We start from the raw sequence: 16,395 nt of genomic DNA on the forward strand, positions 1-16,395 counted from the left end.
GTCGCGGCATCCGTCGAGGTCTGCTAGCCATGCCGCATGACCGCATCGACCCGCTTCGTCGCGCTGCTGCGCGGTATCAACGTCGGCGGCCGCAATGCCGTGCGCATGCCCGACCTGGTCGGGTGCTTCGCCGACGCCGGATTCGCCGACGTGCGCACCCTCGGCCAGAGCGGCAACGTGGTCTTCACGGCCCGGCGCACGAGCGGCGCGAGGTTCGAGGGCGACGTCGCCGCGATGCTCGAGGACCGGTTCGGGATGCCGGTGCCCACCGTGATCCGGTCGCGCGCCGAGTTCGCCCGCACCATGGATGAGGCGCCCCCGGGCCACGGCTCGCCCGACCTGCGCGCCGACGTGTTCTTCTGCCGGCATCCGCTCACGCCCGAGCAGGCGCTCGCCGAGATGCCCGAGCTGCGCGAGGGTGTCGATACGATCGCGGTCGGCCCCGGCGCGCTGTATTTCTCGCGGGTCGCCGCGCGGGCGACCAAGACGCGGATCCAGAAGTTCATGGCGCTGCCGGTGTTCCAGCAGAACACCGTGCGCAGCTGGGGCACGTGCGTGAAGGTGAGCGGGTTGCTGGAGGAGGACTGAGGAGAGGGGGAGGGCCAACGGCTCGCGCGGCGGCGCCCGCTCGCGTCCGCCGTTCGCTACGGTCGAGGCGTGACCCTCCAACCAGCCGCGAGCGGGCCGACTCCGGCGCCGTTCCTCGTGTCGATCGGCAACATCCATGCGACGCAGCATCACGTCGTCACGCCCGCGGGCTCGTGGCCGATCGCCGAGGTGAACGTCTCGACCCACGATCACACCTCGACCACGACGCACACCCCCGCCTGGGCGATCGTCATGGTCATCCTCTTCATCTGGTTCTTCCTGCTGAGCCTGCTGTTCCTGCTCGCCCGCGAGACGCGCGTGTCGGGCTACGTGAACGTGACGGTGTGGGGGCCGGGCGGGCAGGCGTACGTCGAGAACGTGCCGGTGTGGAACGCCGTGCAGCGCGGAGACGTGTTCAACCGGGTCGGCTACCTGCAGGGGCTGATCGGCGCAGCGCGCGGGCGCATGGGTTTCGGCGCGTAGCGGCGGATTCCGACGTAGCCTGAACGGAACAACCGAGGGGGAACCATGAGCGACACCGCCGACGCCGACGACACCCTGCCCGACGACCGCGACTACGCCGACAGCGCCGACGAACAGGCCCGGTTGAAGGCCGAACACGACCGCGAACTCGGCGTCGACCCGTTCTGGGAGGGCGCGAACATCACCGAGAACGACGGCCCGGACCTCGAGGGCGGCGACGACCTCGACACGGGCGGCGGATTCCGCACGCCGCGCGACGAGTAGCCGGCGCGAGCCGGGGTCATCTCACCACCGCTCGCCGAGCGGATGGTCGTCGTGCGTGAACTCGCCGCCGATCGGCTCGCGCGAGGCGCCCGGCGAACGCGGCGGCTCGGGCGCCACGCCGTCGCGCTCGGTCACGACGTGCACCGCGTCATCCTGAGGCTCGAACCCGATCACGTACCCGGCCCGCAGGTCGAATCCGCCCGGCGCGTTCGCCGACACGCCCCACACGATGTGGTGCCGCCCGTCGTCGAGCGCGATCGCCGCCTCGATGAGCCGTGCCGCGTCCGTCGGCGACAGCCAGTGCCCGAGGTCGAGACCTGGCTTGGGCTCGGCACCGAACGCGCAGATCCGCGCCGACACCACGCTCATGCCGTACCGGTCGGCGTAGACGCTGCCGAGCGCCTCGACGGCTGCCTTGCTGACGCCGTAGAACGTGTCGGGCCGGGGCACGAGCACGGGTGTCGTCGCCGCGGCGCTCGCGTCGGCGAACCCGACGGCGTGGATGCTCGACGCCAGGAACACCCGCCGCACCCCGCCGAGACGCGCCGCCTCCAGCACGCGTTGGGTGCCGTCGATGTTGACCCGCACGAGGTCGGCCCACGGGCGCTCCGAGGGGAACGCGGCGAGGTGCACGACCGCGTCGGCGCCCTCGACGGCCGCGCGGATCTCGTCGTCGCGCTCGATCGACGCGCGGTGCAGTTCGAGGTCACCGCGCGGGCGGTCGGATGCCACGCGCCAGGGGCCGTCCTCGACGCTGGCGGGCAGGTCGGTGTCGACGAGGCGCAGGGTGCGCCCGGGCCGGTCGAGCAGCGGCACGACCCGGCTGCCGATGCGCCCCGAGGCGCCCGTGATCACGACGAGCTGCGCGCCGTGGTCGGTGCGAGGCATCCGGTCGGGTCCTTCCTGATCGGGGTTGGGCGGGGCGGTCACGTCACGCGCGCGAACGCGAGGCGCACGTGATCGAGGTCGGCTCGCGGAACGGCCGCCGTCACGACCACCCCGGGCTCGAGCTCGAACCCGATGCCGTAGACGAACGGGTCGGTGTCGAGCTCGACGGCCGCGACCGATTCCCCGTCGAGCGTGGTCGTGAGGCCGCCGCGAACCGCGTTCGTCGCTGCCCGCCATCCGGTCTCGACGATCGGGCCGGCAGGCCCGAGCCCGAGCTCGGCGCGGAACCGGTTCATCAGCAGGTGGTTCACGTGGTCGACGAGCTGTCGCTCGAGCGTCGTGAACTCGGACGGCGCGCGGTGCCACGACGTGCGCACCGCCTCCCACAGCTGCGCGTACCGCATGCGCTCGACCTGGGCGACCAGCCACTCGGGGCGCGGCCATGGCGGAACCTCATCGAGCGAGGCCCGCACGCGCTCGTCGAGGTCGGCCAGATTGGCCGGATCGTCGGGGTCGGCGGGGTTGCGCCAGAGCTGATAGGTGAGGCTCACGGCGAGCTCGGTCGTGCCCGCCGGCCCCGATCCCTCGGCGAAGCCGGGCCAGCCGAGATCCTCCAGCGAAGGCTGGGGCTCGAAGCCGACCACCCGGAACGGCACGGTGCGCAGCCGCGCGAGCGCCTCGGTGCGCGGGTCTGGGGCGTCTTCGGGCAGGATGCCGACGAACTCCATGGTTCGAGGATGGGCGGTCGGCCCGCGCGAGGCAAGGGGATGCCCGAATCGCGGCCGCGCGCGGGGCAGACCTCCGTTCCCGTTGAGGCAGCGCGGTGGCCGCAGCGGCGGTGCGGCGCTAGGGTGCGGCTGAACCACGGGGGAGTCGCCGATGGCGGAACGCGTATGCGAGGTGTGCGGAGCGACCAACGATCCGGCCGCTCGCTTCTGCCGCGTCTGCGACTCGTACCTCGGCTGGGACTCGGGCGGCGCGACGCTCGACGGCGAGCCGCTCGCCGGCAGCGTGCCCACGGTGGTCGCGTCGGTGGCGACCGAGCAGTCGCTCGAGACGGATGTCGCGCCTCCCGTCGCGCCGACCGCCGGCGTCGAGACGGGCGAGGGCGCCGAGGCATCCGGCCCGGCTGCGACAGCGGTGCAGCCCGAGGCATCCGGTCAGTTCGAGGCATCCGGTGAGGCATCCGGTCAGTTCGAGGCATCCGGTGAGTTCGAGGCATCCGCGAAGCCTGGGGCATCCGCGCACCCGGCGCCCGCCGAGGCGCCCATCGCCGTGCTCGAGGCGACCGAAGCACTCGTCGCGCCCGACGGCCCGGCGATCGTCGCGCTGCGCCTGACCAACCCGTCGTCGATCGTCGACGGGTACCGCATCGAACCCGTCGCGGGCCCCGCGTGGCTCGAGTTCTCGCACGACGACGCCCACCTCATGCCCGGGCAGGAGGCGGCGGTGCAGCTCCGGCTCTCGCTGCGCGGGGACGTGCTCGTGTTCGCGCAGCGGGTGCCGCTGACGGTGCGCGCGTCGTCCCTCGCCGACCCGTCGCTCACCGCCGACGCGGTGCTGCAGCTCACCGTGCCGCCGCGAGGGCCGAGCGCCGCGCTCGAGGTGCGGCCGAGCCTGATCCGGCTCGAGGACGCGGGGGCCGGTGAGTTCACGGTACGGCTCGACAACCGGGCGGCCAACTTCCCGCAGACGGTGCGGCTCACCGCGACCGACAGCGAAGAGGCGGTGCGATTCGCGTTCGCGCCATCGGTGGTCTCGGTGCCGCCCGGACAGGTCGTCGAGGTGGTGGTGGCGTTCTCGGCACCGCTGCCGGCGCCCGGGCAGGAACTCACCCGGCAGGTCACGATCGAGGCCGGCAACGACGCCGGGCGCGCGGCCGCGCCGCTCACGATCGTGCAGCGCACCGCGCCCGAGGCGGTCGACCAACCGGTGCGCGTGCGCATCGAACCCAGCACGCTCGCCCTCGACCGCGGCAACGTCGGCGAGTTCGACGTGGTCATCGACCACCGCGGTTCGCACAAGCCGGTCACGCTCGCGATCGCCGGGCGCGACCCGGCGCATGTCATCGGCTTCGCATTCAGCACGACGCAGGTCGTGGTCGAGGCCGACGCCGTCGAGCGCGTGCGCGGGCGATTCAGTGCACCGCTTCCGGCCCGTGGCGAGACGGCGAGACATCCCTTCACCGTCGTCGCCTCCGACGGCGTGCGCGACGTCGAGGCGGCCGGAACCGTGGAGCTCTCGTCGCCGCCCGAGCCGATCCTCACCGCGGGCATCGCCGTCGACCCGCCGGCCCAGCTCGTCGTGAACGAACGGCAGGCCGCGTTCACCGTCGCGATCGACAACCGGCGCGGCGTCGACCCGCTCGGCGTGCGCCTCGAGGGCGTGTCGGAGGACGGCGCCGCCCGGCTCACGTTCACTCCACCCGAGCTCGTGGTGCCGCCCGGCACCGTCGGCAGCTCGCGGTTCATCGTCGACGCGCCGCAGCCCGAACCCCGGCAGACCGCCGTGCGCAAACTGCATGTGTCGGCGACCGACGGCGTGCACCGCATCGAGGCGCTGGCGACGTTCACGCAGGCCCGCGCCGACCGCCGGCCGATCGTGAGCCGCGTGCTCGTCATCGTCGGCGGCATGCTCGTGATCATCGGCGCGCTCACCGAGTGGTTCGCGGGGTTCCCGCCGTTCCTGCCGTCGGCGGCGCTCATCGGCGACGTGGTGATGTTCGGCGTGAACCCGCAGGACGTCGGCCTCACCGAGCCGGCGATGCGGGTGCTCGTGCTGCTGTTCGCCGCGCTCATGCTGCTCGGCATGATCGGCCGGTCGGGGCGGCTGACGCGCGCGGCGGCGATCCTCGTGGTGCTGCTGAGCGTCGCCTGGCTGATCTTCCTCGCGGTCGTGGCCGTGGTGCCGGCGATCGGCATCGGGCTGTTCCTCGTCTGGCTGGGCGCGGTGCTCGGATTCGTCGGCGGCGTGCTGGCGCGGCCGCGAACCCCCTGATCAGGGCGTCACACGGCGCGTGGCAGGTGCGCCGCGTCACCGCCCCGGCATACGATCGACACGGCGCCCCCGCGCCGCACCCCGATCAGCCACCCCCGGCCGGCCGGATCCCCCGCCCTGGAGCCCCCGTGACCAGTTCCGACGACGCCCCCGGCACCGCCGGCGCGCCCGCGACGGTGACCGCCGGGCCGTTGCGCCCCCGGCGGCAGGCAGTGGCGGATGACGCGGCGAGTGCGGTGGCGATGATCTCGTCGCCCCCGGCGGTGCCCCCGGCGGACGCGCCCCGGCAGATCCCGACCTCGCGTCGGGCGTCGCGTGCCGCCTCGGGCCAGCGCTACTACCTCTGCTGCATCGAGCCGAGCGGCGAGTACGTCGAGGTCATCGTCGCCGTCACCGACGCCGACCGCCGCCGCTACTTCACCACCCGTGACGGGTCGCGCCTCACCGAGGTCGACGAGGGGTACTTCGCGCGTCGCAGCACGGGCAACGCCCGCTCGATGCTCGAACTCGACGACCGCGAGATGGGCGAGCTCGAGGCGGAGCTGGCGTTCGTTCGTCCCGTGCACGGGCGCGACCCACTGTCGGAGCCCGAGTGGGCGGTGTTCCTGCCCGCGGTCGCCGCGGCGGCGCCCGCCGCCGAGCCCGAGCCGGAACCGGAACCCGAAGCCCCGATCACCCCTGCCCCCGAATCCCTGGCTGAGGAGGCCTCCGTGAGCATCGAGTCATCCGCGTCGCCCGCCGGCGCACCAGACGACCGCAACTGGACCATCGAGGAGTTCGAGCACCTGATGAGCGGCACGATCACCGCACCGGCGCCTGCGGCAGCTGCGGCGCCGCTGCCGCCCGCGCCGGCGTCGGCCGTTTCGGCGCTGCCCGCGCCCGCGTCGGCCGCTTCGGCGCCGCCCGTCGCCGACCCCGCGCGCGACCTCGCCAACCAAGTGGCGCTGGCGAAGGGCATCGCGTTCGTCGCCCACCACGGTCAGGTCGACCGCATGGGTGCCGCGTACATCGACCACCCGGCCCGACTGGCCGAGCGCTTCGATGACGACGCCGAGCCCATCGGTGCGGCCGTCGCCTGGTTGCACGACGTGCTCGAGCGCACCGATCTGACCGCAGACGACCTGCTCGAGGCAGGCGTCGTGCCCGCGGTCGTCGAGGTCGTGCAGCTGCTCACTCGCAGCGCCGAGCTCTCCGACGACGCGTACTACGCCCGCATCGGGCGGCACCCGCTCGCCCGCCGCGTGAAACTCGCCGACCTCGACGACGACACCGCGCCGTGGCGCGTGCGCCGGCTCGACTACGAAGCCCGCGTCGAGCTCGCGCTGCACCGCGACCGCGCCCGCGTGCTGCTCGGCGCCGCGTAGCGCTGAGGCATCGCGACAGCGGCGCATCCCGATCGCATCCGCGCGAGGATGGATGCATGACCCTGCGGCACACCACTCTCGCCTCGCGGCTCGGCGACCTGCTCGTCACGCTCGACGGCGAGGCGCTGACGGGGCTGTACTTCCCGGCGCACTGGCATCCGCCGGCCGCGGCAGTGCTCGGCGTCGATGTCGACCCGCGCGGCGAGCCCGTGGTGCGCGAGCTCGGGCGGCAGCTCGGCGAGTACCTCGAGGGCGCCCGCACCGCATTCGATCTGCCGCTCGCGCCGGTCGGCGACGAGTTCCAGCACGCGGTGTGGACGATGCTGCGCGAGATCCCGTACGGAACGACCACGACGTACGGCGCGCTCGCCGAACGGCTCGGCGACCGCAACCTCGCCCGGCGCGTCGGTGGCGCTGTGGGGCGCAACCCGATCAGCATCATCGTGCCGTGCCACCGCGTGGTCGGCGCCGACGGCTCGCTCACCGGGTACGCGGGCGGGCTGGATCGCAAGCGCACGCTGCTCGAACTCGAGGGTGCGGCCGTGGTCGCCCAGACGCGGTTGTTCTGACGTCACTCTCACCCCCCTCCTCTCCCTCTCCCCCTCCTCTCCCTCTCCCCCTCCTCTCCCTCTCCCCCTCCTCTCCCCCTCCTCTCCCTCTCTCCCTCGCGCGCCAACCCGGCGTCCCCGCCGAGTGTTTCCGTTCGCGCACTGGGTTTCTGCTGCAGTGGGAACGGTGGGCGCGAACGGAAACACTCGGCGGATGCGACTTTGGGAATGGGCGGAGGGGAGAGGGGAGAGGGGAGAGGGGAGAGGGGAGAGGGGAGAGGGGAGCAGGCCCGGCAGGTGCGAGACTGGATGCTTCGAAGCATCCTGTTCGAGGAGGACACCGTATGACCCGAATCGCGATCTTCGGCGGCACCGGCTATGCCGGTTCGCATCTTGCCTCCGAGGCGACGGGACGCGGCATCGACGTGATCTCGTTCAGCCGCACCGCACCCGAGGACGCGTCGCGCGTGGCGGGCGTCGAGTACCGCACGGGCTCGGTCGACGACCCCGCCGCGCGGGCCGCCGCGATCGCCGACGCCGAGGTCGTGGTCGTCACGATCCCGCCGGCCGCGGGGCTCGGGGCGGGCTATCGCGACGTCGCGCTCGCGCTCGCGAACGAGGCGGCCGAATCGGGCGTGCGGGTCGGATTCGTGGGCGGCGCGGGGTCGTCGTTCGTGCGCGAAGGCGGCCCGCGTCTGGTCGACACCCCCGACTTCCATCCCGACTGGAAGCCCGAGGCGCTCGTGCTCGCCGACACCCTCGACGCACTGCGCGCGACGCCCGACGAAGTCGACTGGTTCGTGGTGAGCCCCGCCGCGCTGTTCGGATCGTACGGTCCGCAGGAGGTGCGCGGCACGTACCGCACCGGCGGCGAGGTGCTCGTGACCGATGCCGAGGGTGACTCGGCGATCTCGGGTGCCGACTACGCGCGCGCGTTCATCGACGAGATCGAGATGCCGGCGCACCGCCGGCAGCGGTTCACGGTCGGCTGGTAGCTCGCGGGCCGGTGGGTCGCGGGCGCGCCGGTTCGTCGGCGGGTCGTGACAGCATGGGCGGCATGCCTTCCGAAGCCGACGCCGACTGGCGCGCCGAGCTCGCGGCGATCGCGGCGGCAGGGCAGGCCCCATCGCGTGCGTCGGAGGCAACGAATACTTCGGATGCCACGCCGCTCGGCTTGCAGTTCGAATTGCGGCACCGCGTCGCCCGACGACCCGGGCACTGGCAGGGGCCGTCGGATGAGCCGGCGACCCGCGCGGCCACGGTCGATCGGCTGGGCGTGCGACCCGTGCAGCAGGGCGCCCGCGGCACCTGGATCAAGGGCACCCTGACCTGGCAGAACGTCGCCTATCTCGGGGCGAGCAAGGGGTTCGACCCCGAGCAGGCGCGGTGGTTCGGCCAGTTCGCGCTGCTGAAGGGCGCGTCGCCCACGGTGTTCACCGGGTACTCGTCCGAGTGGCTGACCCTCGACGAGTACGAGAGTCCGGTGCTGTGGGCGATGCTCGCCGAGGCGCGCCGCCTCGGCATCGCGCTCGTCGGGTCGGATGTCACGCCTCGCGTCAGCGCGCACACGTCGGGCACGGTGGCGCTCGATGCGGTCGACGACCTCGAGGGGTTCCGGCTCACTCCGACCGTCGTGTTCGGTGGGGTGGGGCATCCGGTGGCAGGGGTGCGCGCGATCGGCGATCACGGGATGTATCGGGCCGACTTCGATGCGGGCGTGCTCGAGCTCGCGCCGGTCGACGGCGGCCTCGGGGCCGCGCAGCGCGCCCTGCTCGGGCGCGACGGCACCCGCACGGCCTCGAACGGCGCCGTGCGCGTGCCGTCGCCCGAGCTGCCGACGTTTCTGCGGCGCGAGCTGCCGAGGCTCGCGCGTGCGGTTCCGGTGGTGAGCCTCGACGGGTCGTTCACGCCGCCCGATCCCGAGCCGCCCGACCTCGTGCTGCGCGTGCGGTTCGAGCGCGGCGACGCAGCCCGGCTCGACTGGCGGTGGCAGCACGCCGACGGGCGGAGCGACCCGGTCGACGACGAACTCGAGACATCCGAGACATCCGAGGCATCCGGCGCTCCCGAAGCGTCCGTTCTCGACGGCGACGCGCTCGACGTGCTCGCCCGCGTGCGCGACGAGCTCGACGGGCTGCCGCTCGGGGCGATCGTGCTGCGCGGCGACGATGTCGCCTGGCTCGCCGATCGCGCGATGCCGCGCATCGAGGCGATCGAGCGGGTGCGCGCCGAGGTGCACGGCGAACGACCTGAGTACCGCGAGCTCACCGAGGCGCCCGAGCTGCGGGTGTCGACCGTCGAATCGCGCCAGCGCGACTGGTTCGACCTCGGGGTCATGGTGACGGTGCAGGGCCGCAGCATCCCGTTCATGCCGCTGTTCCGAGCGCTCGCGCGCGGGCAGAAGCGGCTGCTGCTCGTCGACAAGACCTACCTGTCGCTCGAGCAGCCGGTGTTCGAACCCCTGCGCGAGCTCATCGAAGAGGCCGGCACACTGGCCGAGTGGCAGACCGGGGTGCGCATCCATCGCAGCCAGGTCGGGTTGTGGGCAGACTTCGAAGACCTCGCGGATGTCGCGGAGCCCGCCGTGGCGTGGCGGAACCTCGTGGCGGGGCTCGCGGCGGCGCCCCATGCCACGGGAGCTGCGACGCCCGTCGATCCGCCCGCCGGGCTCGTGCTGCCGTTGCGGCCGTACCAGCTCGACGGGTTCCGGTGGCTCGCCGCTCGGTGGGCGAACGGCGTCGGCGCGGTGCTCGCCGACGACATGGGGCTCGGCAAGACGGTGCAGACGCTCGCGCTGGTGGCGCATGCGGTCGCGTCCGCGGGACGCTCCTCGGCCCGCGGGCGGGGCGGCCCGTTCCTCGTGGTCGCCCCGACCTCGGTCGCGTCGAACTGGGTCGCCGAGGCGGAACGGTTCACGCCGGGGCTGCGTGTGGCATCCGTCACCGCGACCGAACGGCGACGGGCGAAGTCGGCCCCGCCGCTCGCCGACCTCGCCCGCGAGGCCGATCTGGTCATCACCACGTACGCGGTGCTGCGACTCGAGGCCGACGCGTTCGCGGCGATCGAGTGGGGCGGCCTCGTGCTCGACGAGGCGCAGTTCGTGAAGAACGCGGCGACCAAGGTGCACGACGCGGCCCGACGCATCCGTGCGTCGTTCGTACTCGCCGTCACGGGCACGCCGATCGAGAACGATCTGTCCGAGCTGTGGTCGATCCTGCGGCTCGTCGCGCCGGGGCTGTTCCCGAGCCGGCGTGCGTTCGACGAGCGGTACCGCCGCCCGATCGAGCTCGACGGCAATGCCCAACGACGCGAGCGGCTGCGACGTCGCATCCGACCGCTGCTGCTGCGACGCACGAAAGAGCAGGTCGCACCCGAACTGCCCGAGAAGCAGGAGCAGGTGCTCACGGTCGAGCTCGCGCCGAAGCACCGGCGCCTCTACGACGCGACCCTGCAGCGCGAGCGGCAGAAGCTGCTCGGGCTCGTGGCCGACGACTTCGACCGGCAGCGGTTCATCGTCTACCGCTCGCTCACCCTGCTGCGGATGCTCGCGCTCGACGCGGCGCTCATCGACCCCGAGGCCCACGAGGGCATGCCGTCGGCGAAACTCGACGCGCTGTTCGAGCAGCTCGACGACGTGCTCGCCGAGGGGCACCGGGCGCTCGTGTTCAGCCAGTTCACGTCGTTCCTCGCCCGGGCGGCGGCGCGGCTCGACGCGGCCGGGGTGCCGTACGCGTACCTCGACGGGTCGACGCCCGTGAAGCGTCGCGACGCCGAGATCGCGCGGTTCCGTGCCGGCGAGGCATCCGTCTTCCTGATCAGCCTGAAGGCCGGCGGATTCGGGCTGAACCTCGCCGAGGCCGACTACGTGTTCCTGCTCGACCCGTGGTGGAACCCCGCGAGCGAGGCGCAGGCCGTCGACCGGGCGCACCGCATCGGGCAGACCCGACGGGTGAACGTGTACCGGCTGGTGGCAGCCGGCACCATCGAAGAGAAGGTCATGGCGCTGAAGGCGAAGAAGGGCGAGCTCGTCGCGTCGGTGCTCGACGGGGTCGGGCTCGAGCCGGACGCGGGGGTGGATGCCGCGCCCGGCGCCGCACCCGAATCCGCGCTCACCGCCGCCGACGTGCGCGAGTTGCTCGCCGACTGACGCGGCGCCCGGCGCCCGCCCACCTCGCCGCCGCGTGCCATCTCGGTCTGCGCCACTTGGGCGGCTTCCGCGCCAGCTGAGGTGGCGCAGACACCACGCAGGTGGCGCAGTGCCCACGCAGGTGGCGCAGTGATGCGGGGTGCCGTGCAGGCGGGGGCGACGGGAGGCATCCTCCCGCCGCCCCGGACCGCTACTCGGTGCGATCGCCCGCAGCGATGGCACCACGTGCGCGTCGGCGCAGGCCGATCACCGCGAGTGCGCCGCCCGCCGCCAGGATCAGCGCCGCGAGGGTCGACCACGCGGCCACCGGGAAGCCGGTGCTCGCGAGGTCGCCGGCGTTCGCGCCCGACGGATCCGACCCGGCCGGCTGGCTGCCGGTGCCGGGTTCACCCGTGCCGGGCTCGCCGGTGCCGGGTTCACCCGTGCCGGGTTCGCCCGTGCCGGGTTCACCGGTGCCGGGGTCGGTCGCGGCCCGCACCGTGACCGCGGCCGAAGCCACGAGCGGCTCGGCGCCCTCGGCGGGCACCAGCCACGCGGGCCGTGCGAGGTCACCCGCGATCGAGACGTCGCCCGCAGTCGTGCCGTCGAACTCGCCGAGGCGCCAGGTCACGCCGACCCGGTGCACGCCGCCGTCGGTGTCGGTGACGTCGACCTCGGCCGGCAGCGCGGCGGCCACCTCGTCGGCGGTGGTGCCGACCTCGACCTCGATCGGGTCGACGGCCGAGACCGACGACTCGACGACGTAGTCGGTCGACTCGCCCACGAGCGCCCGGTACACGAGCCCCGAGAGGGGTGCGAGGTCGGCAACGGGGTAGTTCGCGCCGGCGAACCCGTTCGGCGGGCTCACGACGGGCGAGTGGCGCATATTGGTGAGGATCGTGATCGTCATCTGGTGCAGCGGGTCGATCACCGTCAGCGTGCCCGTCCACCCCTGGTGCCCGTAGGTCGACCGGCTCGGACCCCAGTTGAAGTAGTAGTACGCCGCCGCGTTCTGCGAGTGGACGCGCCACCCGAGGCCGACGGTCGCGCTTCCGACCGTCGCCGGGTTCAGGCTGAACGGGGTGACGAACTCGTCGGCCACGTCCTTCGCGAAGTACTCGTGCCCGCCGTAGACGCCGCCGTTCAGCATGAGCTGGGTGAGCACTGCCATGTCGGGCGCGGTCGAGAACAGGCCCGCGTGCCCGGCGACGCCGCCCATCGCGTAGTACGCCTTCTCATCGTGCACCTCGCCGCGCAGGGTGTACTCGCGCATCGGCACGGGCGTGCCGTCATCGAGTGCGCCGAACGAGACGTTGCCGTCGCGCGTGTTGCCGTTCAGTTCGGTCGCCGCGATGCGGTCGGGGTCGACGCCGGCGGCGAGCGGGCGGTACATGGTGTCCTCCAGGCCGAGTGGGCCGTAGAACTCCGCATCGAGGTACACGTCGAGACGCTGTCCGGTGATCTGCTCGACGAGCAGGCCGAGGATCATGAAGTCGACGTCGCTGTATGCGAACACGGTGCGCGGCGCGTACCGAAGCGGCGTGCGCGAGATGGCGTCGACGATGCCGGCGCGGTCGTCGGGGTCGTCGGTCTGGTACCAGAGGTCGCCCGCGGATGCGCGGTTCGGGTACTCGGGGTCGGGGATCATGCCGCCGACGTGGTGCAGGATGTCGCGGATCGTGACTGTTTCCTTGCCGGTGTACACCGCGGGGATGCCGCCGGGGCCGCCGACCGTCCACTTGCCCGTGTAGTCGGAGTTCGCGTCGGTGAAGCCCTCCCAGCCCGGGAAGCTCTGCAGGGTGCGGTCGAGGTCGAGCCGCCCCTCGCTGACGAGTCGCTGGATGGCGTAGTTCGTGGCGTACATCTTCGAGTTCGAGGCGAGGTCGAAGAGCGTGTCGGTGGCGGCAGGGATCTGCTCGGCCTCGGGCAGCTCGGCCGCCGGGGTGACGGTGCCGTCCTCGGCGGTCGACGTCGAGTACCGCAACGCCTCCCCCCAGGCGCCCGTCTTCACGAGCTTGCCGTCCTTCGTCACCGAGATCGCGACCGCGGGGCCGCCATCGTCGACCTGCCGCTGCACGTACGCATCGATCTCGTCGAGCTTCGCCGGGTCGAATCCGACCGATGCGGGGTCGGCTTCGGCGAGCTGGTCGTGCGCGACGTGCTGCGGTTCGAGCAGCAGCACGCCCTCGGGGTGGACGAGTGTGCCGACTTGGAAGATCCGCTCGATGGCCGACAGCGACAGGAAATAATCGTCGCCGTCGCGGAACCCGTCGACGTCGTCGAACACGAGGTCCGTGTACGCGTTCAGCATGTTGCCGGTGACGTTCGAGCCGATGCGGTTCGTGTCGACGGCGATCTCGAAGTAGTCGCGCCCGCGGTACATCGTGAGGATGTCGATGGTGCCGGTCGCCGCACCATCGAACCGGTAGCCGTTGCGGCCGTACTGCGAGCGCACGTCGAGGTAGCCCTCGAGCGACGACACGGGCAGGTAGGCGGCGCGGTCCTGCACGCGCACATCGGCGTCGTCGACGGCGATCGGCTCGCCGTAGGCACGCGGATCGCCGTCGACGACCCAGACCTCGGCACTGCCGGCCTCGGGCCGCACGTACCGCAGATCGTCGCCGAAGACGGAGTCGGCGGTGACGCGGAATCCGACGGGACCGTCGACGTCGCCGTCGAACGCGAATCGCGTGGTCTCGCCGTAGGCATCACCCGTCACCTCGGTCGAGGTCGGGGCGGTGCCGTCGAGCAGTTGCGCCGTGACGCCTCCGACGGGGGATGGCGTGGAATCGGTGTAGTGCACGGTCAGGGTCGGGTCGGGTGCGGCGTGCGCGGGTGCGACGCCGAGCCCGCTGAGGGTGAGCGAACTCGCCATGATGACGGCGACTCGTCCCAAGATCTTCACTGGATGCTCCATTGCGTTCGGATTCGATTCGAGAGTCGGCTCGTGGCCGCGTCGCCGGCGCCGGTGGCTCGGGTCTGAGCGGGGGATTTCACGCGCCGGGGCAACAGTGAAAAAAAGTATCAGCAACCCACGCGAAATGTGAAGAGAATTTTCGACCCGTCCGCTGGTCGAGTAGCGCGCAGCGCGTATCGAGACCCCGGAAGGCGCCTCACCAGGTCTCGATACGCTCGCTGGCGCTCGCTCCTCGACCAGCGGGTGGCTCACCCGTCCAGGCGGTGCTCCTGCACGGCGTCGTAGGTGCGGCGCAGCAGATCGCTCGCGCGGTCGATCTCGCCCTGCAGCAGGCGCACGACCACGAAGTCGACGACCGCCATCTGGGCGAGGCGGCTCGACATCGCGCCGGTGCGGTACTTCGACTCGCGCGCGCTCGTGACGAGCACGTGGTCGGCCCCCGACGCGAGCGGGGAGTCGGGGTAGTTCGTGATCGCGACGGTCGTCGCACCGCTGCGACGCGCCAGGTCGAGCATCTGGTTCGTCTCGAGGGTCTGCCCCGAGTGCGAGATGCCGATCGCGACCCCGCCCGGACCGGTGAGTGCGAACGACGTGAGCGCGAGGTGGGTGTCGGCCCAGCAGAAGCTCGTGACGCCGATGCGGTGCAGCTTCTGCTGCAGGTCGAGCGCGGTGAGCCCGCTCGACGCGGCGCCGAACACGTCGATGCGGCTCGCCGACCGCAGCGTGCCCACGACGGCGTCGAGTGCCTCGGGGTCGAGGCCGCGCGCGGTCTCCTCGATCGCGCGCATCTCTTGGTAGGCGACCTTGGTGATCACATCGAGCGCCGAGTCGGCGGCGTCGATCTCGGCGTCGTCGACGCGGAAGAGCTCGCGCTGGGTCTCCTCGCGGCTGTTCGCCGCGGCGATCGCCATGCGGAACTCCTTGTAGCCGGCGAACCCGACCGCGCGACAGAACCGGGCGACGGTCGCTGGCGAAGTCTCGGCGAGTTCGGCGAGGCGCGTGATGGTCGACTCGACGACGACCGACGGGTGCTCGAGCACGAGCTCGGCGATGCGGTGCTCGGCCTTCGAAAGGGTCGGCACGCGCTGGCGCAGCGCGACGAAGACGTCGGTCATCGGCTCTCTCCACGTTCGGCGACGGCTGCGGCGATCTGGCGCCGCAGCGCGAGGATCTCGAGCGAGGTGCGCTCGGGATGCACCCGGTTCGTGAGGAACACTACCGAGCGTCGCCCGCCGGGCTCGGTCGCCACGGCGGTGCCGGTGTACCCGGTGTGCCCGGCGACTCCGGCGGGCGAGGTCCAGGCCGCGGTCCACGCGTCGTCGAGGCGCGGGCCGAGCGCCTGCCGGTAGCCCGGCTCTCCCGGCACGTCGACCGGCGTGGTCATCCACCGCACCACCGCCGCCGGAAGCGCGCTGTCGCCGGGCGGCAGGCGCAGCGCCTCGGCGAGCCGCAGCAGGTCGCGGGCGGTACCGAACAGTCCGGCGTTGCCGACGACTCCACCGAGCGCCCACGCGGTTTCGTCGTGCACGACGCCGTGCACGAGGCCGCGTGGCGGCTCGGCCTGGTATTCGGTGGCGGCGATGCGGGGCACGAGCGCCGGGTCGGGGCGATAGCCGGTCTCGGTCATGCCGAGGGGATCGAGCACGAGCCGCCGCGCGAGCCGGTCGAGCGGTTCGCCGCCGATGGCCTCGGCGGCCAGGCCTGCCCAGATGTAACTCACGCACGAGTACGCGTGCACCGTGTCGGGCGCCGCGGTCGGGCGCGCGCCGGCGCGGAAGCGCACCGCGCCCGCATCGGCCTCGCGGTCGAACCACTCGGGCGGCATACCCGCGGTGTGCGAGAGCAGGTGGCGCAGCGTGATCGCGCGAAGCGCGGGGTCGGCGGCGAACTCGGGCAGCACCTCGGCGGCGGGCAGCGAGGGGTCGGCGCCGCGTTCGTCGATGAGGCCCAGCAGGGTCGCGGCGGTCACGAGCTTGGTGATCGAGGCGAGGTCGAATCGCGTCGAGGCATCCGTCTTCGAACCAGGGCTGGATGCCTCGATGCCGGGTGCGTCCCATCGGCGGGTGATGCCCGCCGCGTGTTCCTCCACGATCTCGCCGTCGACCGCGATCAGCAGCGTCGCCGCGCTGTAGACGCCGTCGCGGGCGCCGTGCTCGATGAGGGTCGCGAGATCGGCAGGTGCCGCGGTGGAGGATTCGCTCATCTGAAAAAAATATCCGA

13 protein-coding genes are annotated in these 16,395 nt (G+C 72.5%); 8 read left to right on the plus strand and 5 right to left on the minus strand.

The features are described from left to right. Positions 1-36: 36 nt before the first annotated feature. From FLP10_RS11310 to FLP10_RS11320, 3 genes are all read left to right on the plus strand, one after another. Positions 37-588, plus strand: a complete 552-nt coding sequence (locus FLP10_RS11310; protein ID WP_149160957.1) for a DUF1697 domain-containing protein — start codon at positions 37-39, stop codon at positions 586-588. A gap of 69 nt (positions 589-657) precedes the next feature. Then, positions 658-1,071 carry a hypothetical protein gene (locus FLP10_RS11315; protein WP_149160958.1) on the plus strand — a complete coding sequence of 138 codons (414 nt, stop codon included), beginning with the start codon at positions 658-660 and terminating at the stop codon, positions 1,069-1,071. 45 nt (positions 1,072-1,116) lie between these two features. Next, complete coding sequence (locus FLP10_RS11320; RefSeq protein ID WP_149160959.1) at positions 1,117-1,335, plus strand: hypothetical protein; 219 nt, start codon at positions 1,117-1,119, stop codon at positions 1,333-1,335. 21 nt (positions 1,336-1,356) lie between these two features. Here the strand turns inward: FLP10_RS11320 and FLP10_RS11325 are convergent, their stop codons facing one another. Together FLP10_RS11325 and FLP10_RS11330 are read right to left on the minus strand one after the other, a co-directional pair. Further along, entirely contained in the window at positions 1,357-2,223 is an 867-nt protein-coding gene (locus FLP10_RS11325) for an NAD-dependent epimerase/dehydratase family protein (protein ID WP_149160960.1), read from the minus strand. Positions 2,224-2,261: 38 nt separating this feature from the next. Continuing rightward, a complete protein-coding gene (locus FLP10_RS11330; RefSeq protein WP_149160961.1) occupies positions 2,262-2,951 on the minus strand; it encodes a hypothetical protein in 690 nt (229 codons plus the stop codon). Positions 2,952-3,102: 151 nt separating this feature from the next. Between FLP10_RS11330 and FLP10_RS11335 the strand changes: the two genes are divergently transcribed. The 5 genes from FLP10_RS11335 to FLP10_RS11355 all read left to right on the plus strand — a co-directional run bounded on the left by FLP10_RS11335 (position 3,103) and on the right by FLP10_RS11355 (position 11,279). Then, positions 3,103-5,220, plus strand: a complete 2,118-nt coding sequence (locus tag FLP10_RS11335) for a hypothetical protein (protein WP_149160962.1) — start codon at positions 3,103-3,105, stop codon at positions 5,218-5,220. A gap of 128 nt (positions 5,221-5,348) precedes the next feature. Next, positions 5,349-6,584 (plus strand): hypothetical protein, encoded by a 1,236-nt coding sequence (locus tag FLP10_RS11340; protein ID WP_149160963.1) that lies wholly within the window; start codon positions 5,349-5,351, stop codon positions 6,582-6,584. Between the two features lie 56 nt (positions 6,585-6,640). Next, entirely contained in the window at positions 6,641-7,153 is a 513-nt protein-coding gene (locus FLP10_RS11345) for a methylated-DNA--[protein]-cysteine S-methyltransferase (protein ID WP_149160964.1), read from the plus strand. Positions 7,154-7,476: 323 nt separating this feature from the next. After that, positions 7,477-8,127 carry an NAD(P)-dependent oxidoreductase gene (locus FLP10_RS11350; RefSeq protein WP_149160965.1) on the plus strand — a complete coding sequence of 217 codons (651 nt, stop codon included), beginning with the start codon at positions 7,477-7,479 and terminating at the stop codon, positions 8,125-8,127. Between the two features lie 62 nt (positions 8,128-8,189). Continuing rightward, the gene (locus FLP10_RS11355; protein WP_168209181.1) at positions 8,190-11,279 is read left to right on the plus strand and encodes a DEAD/DEAH box helicase; all 3,090 of its coding nucleotides are present in this window, start codon (positions 8,190-8,192) and stop codon (positions 11,277-11,279) included. Between the two features lie 190 nt (positions 11,280-11,469). On the opposite strand, the gene pbp4b is transcribed toward FLP10_RS11355, so the two are convergent. The 3 genes from pbp4b to FLP10_RS11370 all read right to left on the minus strand — a co-directional run bounded on the left by pbp4b (position 11,470) and on the right by FLP10_RS11370 (position 16,378). Continuing rightward, on the minus strand, positions 11,470-14,154 hold the full coding sequence (gene pbp4b, locus FLP10_RS11360; protein WP_168209182.1) for a penicillin binding protein PBP4B: 2,685 nt from the start codon (positions 14,152-14,154) through the stop codon (positions 11,470-11,472). A 269-nt stretch (positions 14,155-14,423) separates the two neighbouring features. Then, complete coding sequence (locus tag FLP10_RS11365; protein WP_149160968.1) at positions 14,424-15,290, minus strand: MurR/RpiR family transcriptional regulator; 867 nt, start codon at positions 15,288-15,290, stop codon at positions 14,424-14,426. After that, positions 15,287-16,378 carry a serine hydrolase domain-containing protein gene (locus FLP10_RS11370; RefSeq protein WP_149160969.1) on the minus strand — a complete coding sequence of 364 codons (1,092 nt, stop codon included), beginning with the start codon at positions 16,376-16,378 and terminating at the stop codon, positions 15,287-15,289. The genes FLP10_RS11365 and FLP10_RS11370 overlap by 4 nt, the downstream gene beginning before the upstream one ends. Positions 16,379-16,395: the final 17 nt, after the last annotated feature.

The organism is Agromyces intestinalis (genome assembly GCF_008365295.1).
In the GTDB taxonomy this organism is placed as follows: Bacteria; Actinomycetota; Actinomycetes; order Actinomycetales; family Microbacteriaceae; genus Agromyces; species Agromyces intestinalis.

Coding starts and splice junctions, on each gene's coding strand:
- FLP10_RS11350 (WP_149160965.1), top strand. CDS start 7,477: ATGACCCGAATCGCGATCTTCGGCGGCACCGGCTATGCCGGTTCGCAT.
- FLP10_RS11320 (WP_149160959.1), top strand. CDS start 1,117: ATGAGCGACACCGCCGACGCCGACGACACCCTGCCCGACGACCGCGAC.
- FLP10_RS11345 (WP_149160964.1), top strand. CDS start 6,641: ATGACCCTGCGGCACACCACTCTCGCCTCGCGGCTCGGCGACCTGCTC.
- FLP10_RS11365 (WP_149160968.1), bottom strand. CDS start 15,290: ATGACCGACGTCTTCGTCGCGCTGCGCCAGCGCGTGCCGACCCTTTCG.
- FLP10_RS11310 (WP_149160957.1), top strand. CDS start 37: ATGACCGCATCGACCCGCTTCGTCGCGCTGCTGCGCGGTATCAACGTC.
- FLP10_RS11370 (WP_149160969.1), bottom strand. CDS start 16,378: ATGAGCGAATCCTCCACCGCGGCACCTGCCGATCTCGCGACCCTCATC.
- FLP10_RS11355 (WP_168209181.1), top strand. CDS start 8,190: ATGCCTTCCGAAGCCGACGCCGACTGGCGCGCCGAGCTCGCGGCGATC.
- FLP10_RS11335 (WP_149160962.1), top strand. CDS start 3,103: ATGGCGGAACGCGTATGCGAGGTGTGCGGAGCGACCAACGATCCGGCC.
- FLP10_RS11330 (WP_149160961.1), bottom strand. CDS start 2,951: ATGGAGTTCGTCGGCATCCTGCCCGAAGACGCCCCAGACCCGCGCACC.
- FLP10_RS11325 (WP_149160960.1), bottom strand. CDS start 2,223: ATGCCTCGCACCGACCACGGCGCGCAGCTCGTCGTGATCACGGGCGCC.